Annotated in this window: 14 protein-coding genes; 7 read left to right on the top strand and 7 right to left on the bottom strand. The window is 69.0% G+C overall.

What is annotated here, in order from left to right; genetic code table 11:
- Positions 1–2: 2 nt before the first annotated feature.
- A complete protein-coding gene (gene cyoC / locus JR064_RS12145; protein WP_206229876.1) occupies positions 3–626 on the top strand; it encodes a cytochrome o ubiquinol oxidase subunit III in 624 nt (207 codons plus the stop codon).
- On the top strand, positions 626–964 hold the full coding sequence (cyoD, locus tag JR064_RS12140) for a cytochrome o ubiquinol oxidase subunit IV (RefSeq protein ID WP_179570815.1): 339 nt from the start codon (positions 626–628) through the stop codon (positions 962–964). Before cyoC ends, cyoD begins: the two co-directional genes overlap by 1 nt.
- Before the next feature lie 120 nt (positions 965–1,084).
- Here the strand turns inward: cyoD and JR064_RS12135 are convergent, their stop codons facing one another.
- Positions 1,085–1,969 (bottom strand): SDR family NAD(P)-dependent oxidoreductase, encoded by an 885-nt coding sequence (locus tag JR064_RS12135; RefSeq protein ID WP_206229875.1) that lies wholly within the window; start codon positions 1,967–1,969, stop codon positions 1,085–1,087.
- Positions 1,970–2,058: 89 nt separating this feature from the next.
- Here JR064_RS12135 and JR064_RS12130 point away from each other — a divergent pair, with 89 nt between their 5' ends.
- From JR064_RS12130 to JR064_RS12110, 5 genes are all read left to right on the top strand, one after another.
- A complete protein-coding gene (locus JR064_RS12130; protein ID WP_191824906.1) occupies positions 2,059–2,493 on the top strand; it encodes a MarR family winged helix-turn-helix transcriptional regulator in 435 nt (144 codons plus the stop codon).
- Between the two features lie 301 nt (positions 2,494–2,794).
- Positions 2,795–4,684 (top strand): M61 family metallopeptidase, encoded by a 1,890-nt coding sequence (locus JR064_RS12125; protein ID WP_206229874.1) that lies wholly within the window; start codon positions 2,795–2,797, stop codon positions 4,682–4,684.
- A gap of 218 nt (positions 4,685–4,902) precedes the next feature.
- Complete coding sequence (locus JR064_RS12120; protein WP_206229873.1) at positions 4,903–5,574, top strand: hypothetical protein; 672 nt, start codon at positions 4,903–4,905, stop codon at positions 5,572–5,574.
- A gap of 87 nt (positions 5,575–5,661) precedes the next feature.
- Positions 5,662–7,047, top strand: coding sequence for a DNA repair protein RadA (radA, locus tag JR064_RS12115; RefSeq protein WP_191824903.1), 1,386 nt, complete (start codon positions 5,662–5,664; stop codon positions 7,045–7,047).
- An 84-nt stretch (positions 7,048–7,131) separates the two neighbouring features.
- Positions 7,132–7,518: a DUF805 domain-containing protein gene (locus JR064_RS12110; RefSeq protein WP_191824902.1), complete on the top strand. Its 387-nt coding sequence runs from the start codon at positions 7,132–7,134 to the stop codon at positions 7,516–7,518.
- Positions 7,519–7,801: 283 nt separating this feature from the next.
- On the opposite strand, the gene JR064_RS12105 is transcribed toward JR064_RS12110, so the two are convergent.
- From JR064_RS12105 to JR064_RS12080, 6 genes are all read right to left on the bottom strand, one after another.
- Entirely contained in the window at positions 7,802–9,106 is a 1,305-nt protein-coding gene (locus tag JR064_RS12105) for a jacalin-like lectin (protein ID WP_206229872.1), read from the bottom strand.
- A 112-nt stretch (positions 9,107–9,218) separates the two neighbouring features.
- Complete coding sequence (locus tag JR064_RS12100; RefSeq protein WP_206229871.1) at positions 9,219–10,523, bottom strand: histidine-type phosphatase; 1,305 nt, start codon at positions 10,521–10,523, stop codon at positions 9,219–9,221.
- 151 nt (positions 10,524–10,674) lie between these two features.
- Entirely contained in the window at positions 10,675–13,569 is a 2,895-nt protein-coding gene (locus JR064_RS12095; protein ID WP_206229870.1) for a TonB-dependent receptor, read from the bottom strand.
- Positions 13,570–13,899: 330 nt separating this feature from the next.
- Positions 13,900–14,910, bottom strand: coding sequence for a FecR family protein (locus JR064_RS12090; protein ID WP_206229910.1), 1,011 nt, complete (start codon positions 14,908–14,910; stop codon positions 13,900–13,902).
- A gap of 65 nt (positions 14,911–14,975) precedes the next feature.
- Positions 14,976–15,500, bottom strand: a complete 525-nt coding sequence (locus JR064_RS12085; protein WP_179570823.1) for an RNA polymerase sigma factor — start codon at positions 15,498–15,500, stop codon at positions 14,976–14,978.
- Positions 15,501–15,723: 223 nt separating this feature from the next.
- Complete coding sequence (locus JR064_RS12080) at positions 15,724–17,448, bottom strand: IlvD/Edd family dehydratase (protein ID WP_206229869.1); 1,725 nt, start codon at positions 17,446–17,448, stop codon at positions 15,724–15,726.
- Between the last annotated feature and the right edge of the window lie 41 nt (positions 17,449–17,489).

Below are 17,489 nucleotides of genomic sequence, written 5' to 3'. Positions count from 1 at the left end.
CCATGTCCTCCACGACGCTCGATAACCACGCCGTCCACGCCGACGGCCACGACGACCACGCCCACCACGACAGCGGCGGCAACACCGTGTTCGGGTTCTGGGTCTACCTGATGAGCGACTGCCTCATCTTCGCCGGCCTGTTCGCGACCTACGCGGTGCTGGCCGGCGCGACGGTGGACGGCCCCACCGCCAAGGAACTGTTCGACCTGAAGTTCGTGCTGGTGGAAACCTTCCTGCTGCTGTTCAGCAGCCTGAGCTTCGGCCTGGCGATGATCTCCGCGCACAAGCGCAGCCTGGGCGGCCTGTACGGCTGGCTGGCGGTCACCGCGGCGCTGGGCCTGGGCTTTTTGGGCATGGAAATCTACGAGTTCCACCACCTGATCCACGAAGGGGCCGGCCCCGGCCGCAGCGCGTTCCTGTCCGCGTTCTTCACCCTGGTCGGCACCCACGGCCTGCACGTGGCCTCGGGCCTGCTGTGGATGGCGGTGCTGGTGATCCAGATCTCCAAGAACGGCCTGACCCCGCGCAACACCACCCGCCTGGCGTGCCTGAGCCTGTTCTGGCACTTCCTGGACGTGATCTGGATCGGCGTGTTCACCATCGTCTACCTGCTGGGAGCGCTGTAATGGCCAACCACCATCCTTCCGACGCACACGCCGAGCAGTCGCACGGCAGCGGCCTGAAGTCCTACCTGATCGGCTTCGTGATGGCGGTGGTGCTCACCGTGATCCCGTTCGGCATGGTCATGAGCGGCGCGTTCCCCAAGGGCGTGACCGTCATCGTCATCGCGGTGCTGGCCGCGGTGCAGATGCTGGTGCACCTGATCTACTTCCTGCACATGGACCGCTCCGCCGAGCAGCGCTCCAACGTGCACGTGGGCCTGTTCTCGCTGCTGATCATCGGCATCGTGGTGGTCGGCTCGCTGTGGGTCATGCACAACCTCAACGTCAACATGATGCATTGAGGCCGGGCACGCGCAACGGCATGCGCATGTCGTCATCCGCGTGAACGCAGGAAGGCCGCCTCCGGGCGGCCTTCTTCGTTGCGGCACAGGCGTGTCTTCGTTGGCGATCGCGTGGCGCCTTCAGTGCGCGGGGGCGGATGCGACGAACCGGGCAAGCAGATTGGCGGTCGCATCCCACAACTGCCGCCTCGCCGCGTCGCTGTTTCCCGGTCCCCACGGGGTCAGCGCGCGGGCATGCTTCGCCGACACGTAAGCGCCGGTCTGGCGGCCGAAAACCGGATCGACCGCAAGCCGCACGATGCCGTCGGCGCCGTGTCGGGGGTTGCCGATGTCGAACCATCGCAGCAGCCTGGCCAGCGGCCGTGCGAAGCCCAATTCCCGGCCGAGGCCGGTGACGTTGAAACCGGGGCACAGGCAGTTCACCGTCACCCCGCTGCCGCGAAGCCGACGCGCCAATTCCAGGGAAAACATGATGTCCAGCAGCTTGCTGCGGCCATAGATCCGCGAGGATCCGCGTACGCCGAAAGGGGCGATGTCGAGCAGGTCGCGTTCGATGGCGAGGGCGCCGCTATGGCGGGAGGCCTCCGAGCCGACCGTGACGATGCGCGACGGCGCGGAATGCAGCAGGGATTCCTGCAGGACATGGGTCAGCAGCCACGGGGCGAAGTAGTTGACCGCGATCATTTCCGCATAGCCGTCCGTGCTGACGCGCTGCCGGAAGGCATGCAGTCCTGCGTTGTTGATCAGCACGTCAATGCGCGGATGCTGCCTGGCGATCGCCTTGCCGGTCGCCGCGACCGCCGAGAGATCCGAAAAATCCACATAATGCACATCGACCGGCGTGGCTGGAGCGACGGCCAGGATCGCGGCGCGGGTCCTGTCCGCCTTGACCTGGCTGCGTGCGGTGAGCACCAGGCGTGCCCCGCGGCGTGCCAGCGCCAGGGCCGCCAGCTGGCCGATGCCGTCGGTCGCGCCGGTGATGAGGATCGTGGGAAGGGTGGGCATGGCGTGGCATCGGTTTGGTTGATATATATCAACTAAATCACGAAAGCCGCGCACTGTCCATGCGCACTTTTGATGCATGCGGAGAACACATGGGCAGACGTCATGCGGCACTGGTCGGGGAGTTGGGTGGCGAACTGAGCGCCTTGCTGGCGGCATCGCGCGCGGTCATGGCCGCGTCGGCCGCGCGTTTCCATCCCGCTCTGCAGCCCGCCGCGTATCAGCTTGCCGCCGCGCTCGCGCGGCATGGTCCCAGCAAGGCCGGGCGCCTGGCCGAGCTGCTCGGCATGGACAAGAGCGCGGTCAGCCGGCTGGCGAAGTCGCTGAGCGAACACCGGTTGGTGGAGGCGATGGCCGATCCGGACGACGGCCGCGGAACGGTATACCGCCTGACCGATGCGGGCGACCGGCGCCTGCAGGCCGCCGATGCGGTCAAGGCCGAGATGTTCCTGGCGCGCCTGGCGCACTGGGACGATGCCGAGCTGGCGCAACTGGTGGCGCTGCTCGGGAAGTTCAATCGCGCTTGAAGCGGTCTTGAAGCGCCATCGCGCGGCTTGCGGCAGAGACTGCACGGACGTGCGCCTGACAGGCAGCGCCGTCGGCAAGCTGCCGGCGTGATCCGCGCGCCAATGCCGTAGCGCGCGCTCCTCTCGCCGAACGATCGCCAGGCGCTGGCGGCAGCGATGGATGGCCGGCACGGCGAGGCGTGAACGCGTCGGTATCGAGGGCGCCAATGGCACCGATGCATGACCAATGGCATAGAGCGCCACGCCGCCGCCGGCATAGGATCAGGGGTTGCTCGTCCGCCGCACCCCCACTGGAGACCCCATGAACAAGTCCACCGCCTGGATGGCGCCGCTGCTGCTGGCCGCCACTGTCGCGTTCCAGGCCTCGGCGCAGACCGCGCCGCCGCAGGACGTGCCGTTCGCCGGCACGCTGAAGATCGATGTCGATGCCACCGACCTGGCGCACCGCATCTTCCGCGTGCGCACCACGATGCCGGCTGCGCCGGGTCCGATGACCCTGCTGTATCCGCAGTGGATCCCCGGCAACCATTCGCCGACCGGGCCGATCGACAAGCTGGCCGGGCTGGTGATCAAGGCCAACGGCCAGGTGTTGCCGTGGAAGCGCGACCAGTTCGACGTGTACGCGTTCAAGGTCGAGGTACCGCAGGGCGCCAGCGAGATCGTCGCCGAGTTCCAGTTCCTGTCCTCGCAGGGCGACGGCCAGGGCCGGGTGATGATGACCCCGGAACTGCTCAACCTGCAGTGGAACACCACCGCGCTGTACCCGGCCGGCTACTACGCGCGCAACATCAAGGCCCAGGCCAGCGTGACCCTGCCGCCGGGCTGGAGCTACGCCACCGCGCTGGAGACCGCCACGCGGGTCGGCGACACGGTGACGTTCAAGCCGATCGACTTCGACGACCTGGTGGATTCGCCGATGTTCGCCGGCAAGTACTACAAGCGCATCGCGCTGGATGCCGGCGGCAAGGCGCCGGTGTACCTGAACGTGTTCGCCGACGAGGCCAAGTCGCTGGAGGCCAGGCCCGAGCAGATCAAGGCGCACGCGGCGCTGGTGCAACAGATGGACAAGCTGTACGGCGCGCGCCATTTCGACCACTACGAATTCCTGCTGGCCCTGACCGAGAAGCTCGGCGGCATCGGCCTGGAGCATCACCGCTCCAGCGAGAACAGCGGCCCGCTCAACTACTTCACCGAGTGGGACAAGAGCTGGGACCGGCGCGACCTGCTTGCGCACGAGTTCAACCATTCCTGGAACGGCAAGTACCGCCGCGGCGCCGACCTGGCCACGCCGAACTTCAACGTGCCGATGGGCGACAGCCTGCTGTGGCTGTACGAAGGCCAGACCCAGTTCTGGGGCGAAGTGCTGTCCGCGCGTTCCGGCCTGTGGACGCAGAGCCAGGCACGCGACATGCTCGCCGACGTCGCCGCCACCTACCAGCGCGGCCGCCCCGGCATGGCCTGGCGCGCGTTGCAGGACACCACCAACGATCCGACCATGTCGATGCGCCGGCCGCGCGCCTACCGCAGCTACCAGATGAGCGAGGACTACTATTCCGGCGGGCAGATGCTGTGGCTGGAGACCGACGCCAAGCTGCGCGAGCTCAGCGGCAACAAGCGCTCGATCGACGACTTCGCCAAGGCCTTCTTCGGCATGCACGACGGCGCCTGGGACGTGAATCCGTATACCTTCGAGGACATCGTCGCCACGCTCGACGGCGTGGCCAAGTACGACTGGGCGACGTTCCTGCGCAGCCGCGTCGATGGCCACGGCTCGCTGGTCGGCGGCATCGAGGCCAGCGGCTGGAAGCTGGTCTATACCGACCAGCCGAACGAGGCGATCAAGACCTACGAAGCGACCAAGAAGGGCGTCGGCCTGACCTATTCGCTGGGCCTGAGCCTGGACGAGAAGGGCAGCGTGCAGGACGTGCTGTGGGATGGTCCGGCGTTCGATGCCGGCATCATCGCCGGCAACAGCGTGGTCGCAGTCAACGGCCGCGAGTTCAGCGCCGACACGATCAAGGAGGCGATCACCGCGGCCAAGGGCGGCACCGCGCCGATCGAGCTGCTGGTCAAGCGCGGCAACCGCTACGACACGCTGCGCATCGCCTATCACGGCGGCCTGCAGTATCCGCACCTGGAACGCATCGCCGGCAAGCCGGACCGGTTGAGCGAGCTGTACAAGGCGCGTTGAGCGCTGCGTGCATTCCACGACGCCGACGTTGCAAGATGTGGAGAGCGAGCTCACATGAAAGCGCGCAGCTGGAAAGGGCGGTGTCAAATCACGATGAGCGCCCCAGACCATGATTTCGGCTGGTCGCTGATCGCCAGGGTCCAGGTCATGCCGGCCCCACAGGTGCAGTCGATGGCCCGGATGTATGCATTGTGCAAAAGGTCGCTTAGGAGAAGCCCGTGACAATCATGCTCGTCAATTCCAGCTGCAAGGCCATCGCCGGCTCCGTCAAAGGCAGCGTGAGGGGACTTCTCGGTAGCAGACAGAGCATCCATTCTTCTGGATGGGCGCTGAGCCTGGTTGTGCTGCTAACAGCCTCGGCGGCGTCAGCCGCGCCAGGCGATGCGCACGCCTTGCAGGTTATGTTGCAGGCGTCGTCACCTGGCTCTGCCGTGTCCTGCACCAGCGACACGCACGGTAACCCTGCCTGCACCATTGACGGCATGGCGATCGACGCCGGCGATGACTGCACCTCGAACCTGTCGTTCGGCGCTGTTGCAGCGGAAAACGGCGTCACACTCAAGGACAGTTTCAAACCAGCCGCAGGCAAGCCCGTCGCACATGTCGGAGTAAACCAGCTGCTCTGCCTGCGGGCGGCCCAACGCAAGGAAGGGGTTTTGGTTCGTGCCCTGGTCATGGCGATTCCAACCCGTACCGTGAAGCTCTGTCGGGGCAACGCGATGTGCAAGGGCGCCGACTCGCCGACCGAATGGAAACGCCCGACAACCGGCATCGCCTGCGCACTCAAGCCGGATGGCCACTACGCTGGCGACTGCGCCACCGGTTGGGTCGATGGCAAGGAGATCGAGGAATACTCGATGGGCCTCAAGCCCGAGGACACTGGTGCCTGAGGCACCCACGTCGTGACGACGTTCTGTCGCGCAACCTGAGACCGCCAGCGCCTATGCTGTTGCCTCCTGGCAGCGGACAAGAACGAGATGGCAAAAGCGAAAACGGCCTATGTGTGCGGCGACTGCGGCGCCGAATACACCAAGTGGCAGGGCCAGTGCACCGAATGCGGAGCGTGGAATTCGCTGAGCGAGATCGTGCTGGAAAGCGCGGCGACGGCGAAGGCGCCGGCCGCGGCGCGGCGCAGCGGCTGGGCCGGCAAGACCGAGGCGCCGAAGATCACCGCGCTCAAGGACGTGGAGCATCGCGACCAGGCGCGCGTGTCCACCGGCATCGGCGAGTTCGACCGGGTGCTCGGCGGGGGCCTGGTCGAAGGCGCGGTGGTGCTGATCGGCGGCGACCCGGGCATCGGCAAGTCGACGCTGCTGCTGCAGGCGCTGGCCAAGATGGCCGGCACGCTGCCGGTGCTGTACGTGACCGGCGAGGAATCGCTGGCCCAGGTCGCCGGGCGCGCGGTGCGCCTGGATCTGCCGCTGGACGGCCTCAACGCGCTGGCCGAGACCGGCATCGAACAGATCCTGCAGCACGCCAGCGCGGCGCGGCCCAGGCTGATCGTGGCCGATTCGGTGCAGACCCTGTGGACCGAGTCGCTGACCGCCGCGCCCGGTTCGGTCAGCCAGGTGCGCGAGAGCGCGGCGCGGCTGGTGCGCTACGCCAAGGAGACCGGCACGGCGGTGTTCCTGGTCGGCCATGTGACCAAGGAAGGCGGCATCGCCGGGCCGCGCGTGCTCGAGCACATGGTCGATGCGGTGCTGTATTTCGAGGGCGAGAGCGGCAGCCGCTTCCGCCTGCTGCGCGCGTTCAAGAACCGCTTCGGCGCGGTCAACGAGCTGGGCGTGTTCGCGATGGGCGAGAAGGGCCTGAAGGAAGTCTCCAACCCGTCGGCGATCTTCCTGTCCGGCAGCAGCGCCAACCAGCCCGGCAGCTGCGTGATGGTGACGCGCGAAGGCACGCGGCCGCTGATGGTGGAAGTGCAGGCGCTGGTCGATGCCTCGCCGCTGTCCAATCCGCGGCGGGTGGCGGTGGGCCTGGAGCAGAACCGCCTGGCGATGCTGCTGGCGGTGCTGCATCGGCACGGGGGCATCCTGGTCGGCGACCAGGATGTGTTCGTCAACGTGGTCGGCGGCATCCGCGTGCAGGAGACCGCGGCCGACCTGCCGGTGCTGCTAGCGGTATTGTCCTCGCTGCGCGACAAGCCGTTGGCGGAGAAGACCATCGCCTTCGGCGAGGTCGGCCTGTCCGGCGAGATCCGCCCGGTGCCCAACGGCGAGGACCGGCTGCGCGAAGCGGCCACGCACGGCTTCAAGCGCGCCATCGTGCCCAAGGCCAATGCGCCCAAGACCGGCGTGGTCAAGGGCATGGAGGTGATCGCGGTGGAGCGCCTGGCGCAGGCGCTGGAGGCGGCGAGCGAGTAGCTGCAAGCGTTTCCCTGCGGCGGGGTTTATGCCACCATGCCGCCCGCTGCAGTGACGCAGCGGTTCGAAAAAAAGGGAAATACAATGGAATGGATGTTGATGCCGCTCAAGCGCTACGCGGATTTTTCCGGGCGTTCGCGGCGCAAGGAGTACTGGATGTTCACGCTGTTGAACATCGTCGTGATCACCGTGCTGATGGTGTTGATGGGAATCGGCGGCGGCGTCGGCGGCCAGAACGGCACCGGCGCGCTGTCGCTGGTGGCGGTCGTGCTGCTGGGCCTGTATTCGCTCGCGGTGCTGGTGCCGTCGATCGCGGTGCAGGTGCGCCGTTTCCACGACCAGGGCAAGTCCGGCTGGTACGTGCTGCTGGGCCTGATCCCCTGGCTGGGCGGCGTGGTGATCCTCGTCTTCATGTGCATGGAAGGGGTCAGGGGCGCCAACGCCTACGGTCCGGATCCGAAGCAGGCCTGATCTGCGGTTCGATCCCGCAGCGGCCGGGTCTCGCGATCCGGCCGCTGCCGATGCATTGGCGCGCATGCGCCGCCTGCGGTGATGCCGGCATCGGCGCTGGAAACCGCGGCACCCCGATCCGGGGCGCAGCGCTGTGGCGCTGCACGCGCCGCGACGCATCGGCGTTCGCCGGCATGCCGGCCGCAGGTGCAGCGCAGGGACAATCCGCATAACCGAAACGGCGCTCGCTGTTGCGAGCGCCGTTCTCGTTGGTGCGCGAACGCGAGCGACCCGCCGCGACGCGTCAGTTCTTCCGGTACACCACGCCGAGCTTGTCGATCGCGTCGCCGGCGCGGCCGGTGAAGCCGGCGATGTGCCAGCCGCTGGGCGCGGTCAGCGTATAGGTCTCGCTGGTCGGCTTGCCCGCCTGCACGCTGCGGCCGGTGCTGGTGCGCAGGCTCAGCGAGAACACGCGGGTCGTGTCGTTGTACTTGCCGACGCTGACGGTGGCCGAGGTCAGCGTCTCGTTGGCGCCCAGCGACAGGGTGGTCGCCTGTCCGCCGGTGCCGCCGTGCGCGAGCAGCTTGCCGGTGTCCAGGATCGCGCCGACGTTGTCCAGGCGCTCGCCGCCACGCAGGGTGACCCCGCTGAGCGGACGCCCGCTGGCGCTGTCGGCCAGATCGTTGAACGGGATGCCGTGCGGGCCGCCGACCTGGTCGCTGGTGCGCACGTCGGTGCCCACCGCCCAGCCGAACTGCGCGTACAGCGGGTAGTGGTCGGACAGCGGCTTGCCGGCGCTGTCGTAGAACGTGCCGGGGTCGAGCTGGTAGCGGTTGGCGACCAGGGTCAGCTGCGGCGCATCGCGGTACAGGATCTTGTCGACCACTTCGCAGGCATTGGTCGGCGGCGTGCCGCACAGCAGCGGCTCGGCGCCGGCGGCCGGCGCGCTGCCCTTGACCAGTTCCACCCACGGATCGGTCAGCCCGTTGGCCGCGATCAGCGTGCGGATGTTGTCGTCGGCGCGGGTATAGCGGGTATTGGAATCCATCATCACCAGCACTGCGTTGCCGGCCGACCAGGTCTGGATGAACTGCGAGAGCTGGCCGATGTTGGCGCGGCGCGCGGACAGGTCGCCGGCTTCGGTGCCGGCGTTGGGGTGGGCGTTGTACACGTCCAGCAGCACGCCGTCGGCCAGGCGCACGCGCATGTAGCTGAAGCCCTTCGGGGTCAGGCAGTCGGTGCCGTTGCACTGGTTCCACTTGACCCGGGTGAAGTCGCTGAAGGGATAGTTGCTCAGCGTGTTGAGGCCGTCGCCGATGGCGGCGCCGCCGCTGGTGGCGGTGCGGTAGGGATGCGCGTCGCCGGCATACAGGGTGGCGTGGTAGTTGAAGTCCTCCTGCACGTGGACCAGGCCGTACGGCGCCAGTTTCGGTGCCAGCTGCGCGGTATTGGCGGAAGGGTTGCTGCTGGAAATGCCTTCGGGCAGACCGGCCACGTTGTAGCTGAGGACGTCGAGCACGCCGGTGTCCGATTGCGCGTGCGCCGCGCCGGCACAGGCCAGACTCACTCCGATGCCGAAGCTCACGAGGGTGCGTAGATGCTGGATCATGAATCGCCTCTTGCGGTGGTGGGGAACAGCGGCTGGCACGATGGCCAGGGAAGCGGCGCGGGATGCGCCGATGCGGCAGCCATGGCGCCGGCCGACGGCCGGAGGCATGGCGTCATTCGCTCATGAAGTGCGGGTCGATCGCGGTGCCGATCAGCGCCGCCAGCGTCGGCAGCGCACAGTCGTAGTCCGGGGTGGCGCTGCTGCAGCCGGGAATGAACACCGGCGCGGATGGCGGCGGCGCCTGCAGCGTCAGCGCGCGCTGTTCGCGCAGCTGGGCCAGGCTCTGCGCGGTGTAGCGCAGGCGGATCACGCGTTGCCCATCGGCGCGGCGCCAGCGCTCGAACACCAGCGCGCCGCCGGGCACGGTCTGGTCCGGCTGGTAGCCGGGCAACTGCCAGTGCAGATCGAGCATGCCGGCCAGCAGGGTCAGCGTGCCGTCGTGTCCGGAGACGACTACCAGCCGCGCAGCGCCGCCGATCGGCGCGGCATGCGCGGGGCTGTCGCTGCCTTGCTGCAGCGTGGCCAGCACGCGCGCGGCCAACGGCGAACTGGCCATGCGCGCCACCGTGGGCGCGCGCAGGCGCAGCGCGAACTCGGCCTGGTGCGGGGCGAACGCGCGCAGCAGGCTGGCCTCGTCCAGGCCTTGCCAGCCCAGCGCGGCGAAGTCCTGGCCGTCTGCCCAGCCCATCAGCAGGCTTTCGCTGATGCCGGAGGCCGCCGCCGCCGGGCCTTCGACGCCGGGAATGCCGTCTTCGCTGTCGCCCATCCGCGCCGCCACCGCGTCCAGGCGCTGCTTGCCGGCGTCCGCGTCGGCCGGGCACGGCCGCTGCGCGCACTGCAACAGCAGCTGCTGCAGCGTGTCGATCGCATCGCGCTGCGCCGCGTTCCAGGCGGCGGCGTCGCCGCCGATGCGGCCGGCGATGGCCGCGCGCATCAGCGCGGCGGCGGCGGGCGTGCGCAGGGCCGGCGCGCCGTCGAACAGCGGATCGGACGCGCCGTCGGCGACGCCGTGCACCTCGTTCGCGCAACCCGGCGTCAGCGTGCTCGCCAACGCCTGCGCCGAGGCGATGGTGCGCTGGGTGCGATTGGCCCAGTAGTAGGCGCTGGCGCAGGCGTCGCCGGCGAACAGGCCCTGCGGCGCATAGCGCGCGCGGTAGTAGGCGCCGAACAGCGCTTCCAGGCGCGCGCCGTTCTCGGTCAGGTGCCCGGCGGGGACGCCGAAGTGCGGCCATGGGCGCGCCGAGTAGCGGCCCAGCTGCTCCGGACTGGACATCGCCGAACGCACGCCGTGGCGCTTGAGGATCAGGACTTTTTCCAGGGTGTCCTGCGGTGCCGCGACGGCGGCGTGCGCGGCGGCGAACGGCAGCAGGGCGAGCGCGAGCAGCGCGGCGACGGCTAGGCGAGGGATCGATGGCATCGCATGTTTCCGGAAGAGGCGGGACGGCAAGGCGCGCCATGCCGCTGGCCGAGGCACCGGCCGGGAAGACGGGTCGGCGGACAGCGCCGCAGCGGGCGCGGCCGCCCTCGCGCGCGGCGCCGCACGACGGCGGCGACCGCGCGGGCTCGGCTCAGAATCGTGCGCGCAGGCCGACCGACCAGGTGCGGCCGTAGTCGGTGTAGCCGCCGAACAGGTGGTCGCCGACGTACTGGCGCTGCACTTCGCCGGTGAGGTTGATCGCGTTGACGAACACCGACAGGCTGTCGTTGACCTTGTAGGCCACGTTCGCGTCCAGGCTGCCGAACTTGTCGCTGTTGAGCGTGGCGACGTTGGCGGTGCCGACCGCGTTGAGGATGTCGTCGCTCCAGCCGTAGCTGACCCGCGCCATCAGCGGTCCCTTCTCGTAGAACAGCACCGCGTTGTAGGTGTTCCTGGCCACGCCTTCCAGGCTGTCGGTGAAGGTGCGGGTGCCGTCGCGGTAGCTGGCCTCGCTGTCGGTCCAGGTGTAGTTGAGCTGCATGCCCAGTCCGTCCAGCGGCGCCGGCAGGCCGGCGAACACCTGCTGGTAGGCCACTTCGGCGCCCTTGACCTTGGCCTCGCTGCCGTTGGTCTTGGACGACAGCAGATAGGTCTGGCCCTGGTAGACCAGGTTCGACATCTGGGTCTGGATGAAGCTGGAGATGTCCTTGTAGAACACGCCGCCGGTCAGCGCCGAGGTGCCGTCGATGTACCACTCGAAGGTCAGGTCGTACTGCCACGCCTCGAACGGCTTGAGCCCGGGATTGCCGCCGCTGGCGGTGAGGATCTCGCCGCTGGAGTTGAAGGTGAGCTTGGACGACAGGTCGGTGAGGTCGGGGCGGGTGATGACCTTGGCCGCAGAGCCGCGCAGCACCATGTCCTCGCGCACGTCCCAGGCGGCGTTGAACGAGGGCAGCACGTTGTTGTAGCTGCGCTCGAAATGCACCGGCTGCGCGGTGCCGTTGACGTCTGCGTGGCCATCGGTGGTCTGTTCGGTGCGCACCAGGCGCACGCCGAGATTGCCGCGCAGGGCGCGGCCGGCCAGTTCGCTGCCGAAATCGGCCATGGCGTAGGCCGAGCCGATCTTTTCCTTCACCTCGTAGGAGTTCTGCAGGTCGGCGCTGTTGGGCGTGTTGGCCAGGTCCGCGGCGGTCGGCCAGTTGCCCCAGAAGGTGGATTCGATCGGCGCCAGCCATTGTCGCGGCAGGGTGCCGTTGGCGTCGGCGAGCATGTCGTCCACCGGCAGCGCGGTGAAGTTGCCGGCCGGGAAACGCACGCCGGCGATGCTGTTGAGCAGCAGATCGGCGCGGTCGTAGCTGCGCGAGCGCTGGCGGTATTTTGCGCCGACCTTGAGGTCGCGGAAGAAGTCGCCGTCGAGCGCGCGCTTGGCGTCGAACTGCAGCGCGTCCTCCTTGTCGCGCGCGTCGATCTCGCGCCATTCCAGGCGCCGTCCGGCCACGGTGGACGGGTTGTTCGGATCGAAGCCGTTGGTGAAGCTCCAGTCGGGCACGTTGTCGCCGTCGGCCTGCGGCATCTCCACGCGCATCGACAGATTGGTGCCGCTGCGCAGGCGGGTGCGCCGGATCGGGTCCGAATCGTAGCTGTGCGCCTGCGAGTGGAACGCCACCGCGCCCAGCGTCCAGCGATCGCCGCTCCAGGCGCTGGACAGGCGCGCGCTGCGGTTGTCGTCGGTGATGCCGGAGGTCTCGCGCGAGATCTGCACCTGGCCGTTGCGGTAGTCGAAACCGGTGATGCCGCCGTGCTCGACGCGAATGTTGCTCATCTTCGCCAGGCTGTCGAAGCCCACGCCCATGCTGTACTCGTCGTAGTGCACGGTCTGCTTGGCGTAGAGCAGGTCCAGGTTGGTCTCCCACGCCGCGCTCGGCTTCCATTGCAGCGAGGCGGCTACGCCGGTGCGCTCGCGCTGCTCCAGTTCCAGCGTCGGACGCAGGCCGGTCGGCGCGTAATAGGCGCCGGGCGCGCCCGGCACGCCGTTGGGGTAGTAGTCCCAGCTCACTTCGTTGACCCGGTCCTGGCGCAGGCTGCGCTGCGCGTAGGCGCCGGAGATCAGCATGCCGAAGCTGCCGTCGGCGTTGACCCAGTTGAACAGGCCGGACACGCGCGGATCGTTGGCGTGGGTGCGCTGCGCCTGGCTCGATTCCAGCGACAGGTTGGTCAGGGTCTTGCCCAGTTCCAGCGGACGGAACGTGCGCACGTTGACGATGCCGCCGATCGCACCTTCGTCCAGGTCGGCGGTGGGGCTCTTGATCACCTCCAGGCCGGACACCAGTTCGGCCGGCAGCGTGTCGTAGCGGAACTGGCGGCCGGTCTGGCCGGAGGTGCGCACGTTCTCGTTGACCGCCATGGTCTGGCCGTTGAGCGTGGTGACCTGGAAGTTCGGGCCCAGGCCGCGCACGCGCACGTACACGCCTTCGCCGCGGTCGCGCACGATCGACACGCCGGGCACGCGCTGCAGCGCTTCGGCCACGTTCTGCGCCGGCAGCTTGCCGATGTCCTCGGCGGCGATCACGTCGACCACGCTGTCGGCGTAGCGCTTCTCGCGCAGCGCGGCGCTGAGGCTGCCGGCGTAGCTGCCCAGCACCTGGATGCGGTCCAGTTCCTTCACCGGCGCGTCCGCCGTGGGCGCGGCGGCCGGCATTGCGGCGGATGCCGCTGGCGGTGCCGCCTGCGCCGCGTCGGCCTCTGCGCCTGCGGCTTCGATCGTTACCGTGGTCGGGTTGAGATAGCGGTAGCGCAGGCCGGTGCCGTCGAGCAATTGCCGCAGGGCCTGTTCCGGCGTGGCGCCGGCGCTGGTGCCGCGGGTCTGCGGATTGCCGGCCACGCCCGCGGCATAGACGAACTGCAGTCCGCTCTGCCGCGACAGGGTGTTGAGCGCGCGCGCCAACGGCTGTGCGGGAATCGCATCGACCGCGACGGACGTGGTCTGGGCGCCGGCGGTACCGGCATGCAGGGCGAGGGCGATGGAAAGGAACAGGGTGCGGCGCATCGTCGTTGTCCAGTGGGAGCGGAAGGTGGGGCGCAGCGCTGCCGCAAGGGCGGAATGCTGCGTTGTGCCTGGACTACGAGGATCGACAGCGACGATCGGGCACCGCTTTTCGATGAATTTTCTGTGACACGTGCGTGGGGCGAGGGCGATCGGTCGTTTTCTCCGCTGGTCGCGTGCGCGTGCGAACGAACGCTTGCACCATGACCGGGTGCGCGCTGGACGGTGGTGGGTGGCGCGTCTGCGCGCGTAGTGCCACGGCGCTCGCGGTTGCGCAGCGATCTGGCCAGGCGCGCAGACGGAGGTCGCCGCGTTCGGCGACCGACGCCGCGGTCAGCGTGCGACCGGCCGCGGCGCGGCGCGGCTGCCGACGCGGATCGCGTCGGCGCTGGCGGTGACGCGCAACGTCGGTTGGTCGGCGAGGAACGCGCGCAGCGAGGCGATGTCGTCGCCGCGCAGGTTGCCGGTCAGGCGCATCGCACCGGCGGCGGTGTCGTCGATCAGCAGGCGGGTGCGGTTGAGCCGGTTGAAATCCTCGGCGACGTTGGCCAGCGGTTCGTTGCGGAACACGATGCGGCGCTGCCACCAGGCATGCATCGCGGCGACGTCCTCGCTGGCCAGTTCGACCCGGCCGCTGGCGGCGTCGATGCGCGCGCTCTGCCCGGCGCCGAGATCGGCCAGCATCGGCTGCCGCGGGCGATCGGCGCGCCATACGTGCACGCGGCCCTCGGCCACGTCGATGCGTGCCTGTTGCCGGTACAGGGCGATATCGAAGGTGGTGCCGATGTCCTCGACCCGCAGCGTGCCGGCCAGCACCTGCAGCGGGCGCCGATCCGGCGCGACCACGAAGCTGGCCTGGCCATGCAGCAACTGCAGGCGCCGGCTCCACGGGGTCATCGTCGCGCGCAGCGCGCTTTGCGCGTTGAGGTGCACGGTGCTGCGATCGGCCAGCTGCACGCTGCGCTGTTCGCCGTGCGCGGTGCTGTAGGTCGTGGTGCGCGGCCAGGCCCAGGCGGCCAGCACCGCTACGCCGCACAGCGCCGCGGCCAGGCCCATGCCCCAGCCGCGCAGGCGCGCGTGCCGGCCTGCGGCGCGGGGCATCTGCGCGGCGGGGCGCGGTGGCCGTTGCGGCAGCGGCAGCGCGATCACGTTGCGCGGCGCCGCGTCGGTGTCGGCGCGACGGTCGGCGTCGAGCAGCGCGTCCACGTCCAGGTCCATGCCGCGCATGGCCTCGCCCAGTTCGCCGGCCACGCGCAGCACCGCCATGTATTCGCGCAGGTGCAGCGGCGATGCGGTCAGCCAGTCCATGAGCTGCGCCTGCTGGCTCGCGTCCAGCGCCTGCATGCGTTGCAGGGCATGCCAGTGCGCGGCCTCGGCAGTGGCGCTGCGCGGCGGGAAGGCGGCCTCGTTCACCAGCTTTCTCCGCTCTCGGCCAGCGCCCGCCGGCACGCCGACAGCCCGCGCACCACGTGCTTCTTGACCATGTGCGCGGACACGCCCATGCGTTCGGCGATCTGCTTGTAGCTGAGGCCGTCGCGGTACTGCATCACCAGCACCGCGCGGGTGCGTTCGGGCAAGCCGGCCAGCAGGGCCTGCAGGCGCTGTTGCCGCTGCTGTCGCTGTGCCGTGTCTTCCACGTCGTCCCCTGCGGCCAGCAATTGCGAAAACTGCTCCATCTCGTCGATGCGCAGCGGCGCCTGCTTGCGCCGCGCGGCCTGTTCGCGCGCCAGGTTCAGCGCCACCGTGTACAGGTAGGCCTCGGGATTGGCGATCGCCTCGCCCTGGTGCTGGTGCGCGCGCAGCAGGCGCAGATAGGTTTCCTGCACCATGTCCTCGGCATCCTCGTTGGCGCCGCGGCGCACGAAGAAGCCGCGCAGCACCGGACCATGTTCCGCGAACATGCGCGCCCACGCGCGCTTGGGATGTGCCGCCACCGACCTGCCTTGCCCCTTGGATGCGGCGCAGGCTAGAGGCTGCGGATGACGTTTCGGTGACGGGCTGCGTGTCCGATGCTTGGACAGGGCTTTCGCGGAGAAGCCTGATGGCATGCGGCCAGGGCTGCGCCGGATATCGATTTTTGTAGGAGCGGCTTCAGCCGCGACAGGCGCTGTCGGTAAGGCCTGTCGCGGCTGAAGCCGCTCCTACAACAGCGCGGCGCTAGTGCGAATCGCGCGCCACGTCGGCGCCGCTGCCGCCGACCAGGAAATCCAGGTCCGCGCCCAGGTGCGCCTGCTGCACGTGCTCCACGTACAGCTTGCTCCAGCCGCGCAGCGGCGTCGGCAGCGGCGTCCATTCGCTGCGCCGGCGCAGCAGTTCCTCGTCGCTGACCTCCAGGTGCAGCGAGCGCCCGGGCACGTCGAGTTCGATGATGTCGCCGTCGCGCACCAGCGCCAGGGTGCCGCCGGTGGCGGCTTCGGGCGAGGCGTGCAGGACCACGGTGCCGTAGGCGGTGCCGCTCATGCGCGCATCGGAGATGCGCACCATGTCGGTGACGCCGGCGCGCAGCAGTTTCGGCGGCAGCGGCATGTTGCCGACCTCGGCCATGCCGGGGTAGCCGCGTGGGCCGCAGTTCTTCAGCACCATGATGCAGTCGGCATCGATGTCCAACGCTTCGTCGTCGATGCGCGCCTTCATGTCCTCGATGCTTTCGAACACCACCGCGCGGCCGCGGTGCCGCAGCAGGTGCGGCGAGGCGGCCGAGGGTTTGATCACCGCGCCGTCCGGGGCCAGGTTGCCGCGCAGCACGGCGATGCCGGCCTGTTCGCGGAACGGCGTGTCCAGCGCATGGATCACCTCGCGGTTCCAGCACGGCGCGTCGGCCACGTTCTCGCCGAGGGTGCGGCCATTGACGGTGAGCGCGTCCAGGTCCAGCTCGGCGCCGAGTTCGCGCATCACCGCCGGCAAGCCGCCGGCGTAGTAGAAATCTTCCATCAGGTACTGGCCGGACGGTTTCAGGTTGACCAGGCACGGCAGCCGCGACCCCAACTGATCCCAGTCGTCCAGGCTCAGCGGCACGCCCAGGCGCCCGGCGATGGCGAGCAGGTGGATCACCGCATTGGTGGAGCCGCCGATCGCCGCATTGACCTTGATCGCGTTCGCGAACGCGGAGCGGGTCAGCACCTGCGACATGCGCAGGTCGTCCTCGACCATCTGCACGATGCGCCGGCCGCTGAGCCGCGCCAGCCGCGCGCGGCGCGAATCCACCGCCGGGATCGCCGCGTTTTCCGGCAGCGAGATGCCCAGCGCTTCGACCATGCTGGCCATCGTCGAAGCGGTGCCCATGGTCATGCAGCTGCCCTTGGAGCGCTGCATGCAGGCTTCGGCCTCGACGAACTCGTCTTGGCTCAGGGTGCCGGCGCGGACCATCTCCGACATCTGGATCACCCCGGTGCCCGAACCCAACGGCTGCCCGCGCCAGTTGCCGGACAGCGACGGGCCGCCGGATAAACCGATGGTCGGCAGGTCCACGCTGGCCGCGCCCATCAGCAGCGACGGGGTGGTCTTGTCGCAGCCCATCAGCAGCACCACGCCGTCCAGCGGATTGGCGCGGATCGACTCCTCCACGTCCATGCTGGCCAGGTTGCGGAACAGCATCGCGGTGGGCAGCATCTGCGTTTCGCCCAGCGACATCACCGGGAATTCCAGCGGGAAGCCGCCGGCCTCGTAGACGCCGCGTTTGACGTGCTCGGCCAGCTCGCGCAGGTGGCCGTTGCACGGGGTCAGCTCCGACCAGGTGTTGCAGATGCCGATCACCGGGCGCCCGTCGAACATGTCGTGCGGGTGGCCCGCGCTCTTGAGCCAGCTGCGGTAGTAGAAACCCTGCTTGCCTTCGCGACCGAACCACGCCTGGCTGCGGCGGACCGGTTTGGTGGGTGAGCCCATGCTGGCGGAATCCTCGAGACCTGATCGGCCCGGATCGGTGC

The organism is Xanthomonas bonasiae, assembly GCF_017163705.1.
In the GTDB taxonomy this organism is placed as follows: domain Bacteria; phylum Pseudomonadota; class Gammaproteobacteria; order Xanthomonadales; family Xanthomonadaceae; genus Xanthomonas_A; species Xanthomonas_A bonasiae.
This window is presented reverse-complemented; position numbering and strand designations above follow the sequence as displayed.

Coding starts and splice junctions, on each gene's coding strand:
- JR064_RS12080 (WP_206229869.1), bottom strand. CDS start 17,448: ATGGGCTCACCCACCAAACCGGTCCGCCGCAGCCAGGCGTGGTTCGGT.
- JR064_RS12135 (WP_206229875.1), bottom strand. CDS start 1,969: ATGCCCACCCTTCCCACGATCCTCATCACCGGCGCGACCGACGGCATC.
- JR064_RS12110 (WP_191824902.1), top strand. CDS start 7,132: ATGGAATGGATGTTGATGCCGCTCAAGCGCTACGCGGATTTTTCCGGG.
- radA (WP_191824903.1), top strand. CDS start 5,662: ATGGCAAAAGCGAAAACGGCCTATGTGTGCGGCGACTGCGGCGCCGAA.
- JR064_RS12130 (WP_191824906.1), top strand. CDS start 2,059: ATGGGCAGACGTCATGCGGCACTGGTCGGGGAGTTGGGTGGCGAACTG.
- JR064_RS12090 (WP_206229910.1), bottom strand. CDS start 14,910: ATGCAGGCGCTGGACGCGAGCCAGCAGGCGCAGCTCATGGACTGGCTG.
- cyoC (WP_206229876.1), top strand. CDS start 3: ATGTCCTCCACGACGCTCGATAACCACGCCGTCCACGCCGACGGCCAC.
- JR064_RS12100 (WP_206229871.1), bottom strand. CDS start 10,523: ATGCCATCGATCCCTCGCCTAGCCGTCGCCGCGCTGCTCGCGCTCGCC.
- cyoD (WP_179570815.1), top strand. CDS start 626: ATGGCCAACCACCATCCTTCCGACGCACACGCCGAGCAGTCGCACGGC.
- JR064_RS12095 (WP_206229870.1), bottom strand. CDS start 13,569: ATGCGCCGCACCCTGTTCCTTTCCATCGCCCTCGCCCTGCATGCCGGT.
- JR064_RS12105 (WP_206229872.1), bottom strand. CDS start 9,106: ATGATCCAGCATCTACGCACCCTCGTGAGCTTCGGCATCGGAGTGAGT.
- JR064_RS12125 (WP_206229874.1), top strand. CDS start 2,795: ATGAACAAGTCCACCGCCTGGATGGCGCCGCTGCTGCTGGCCGCCACT.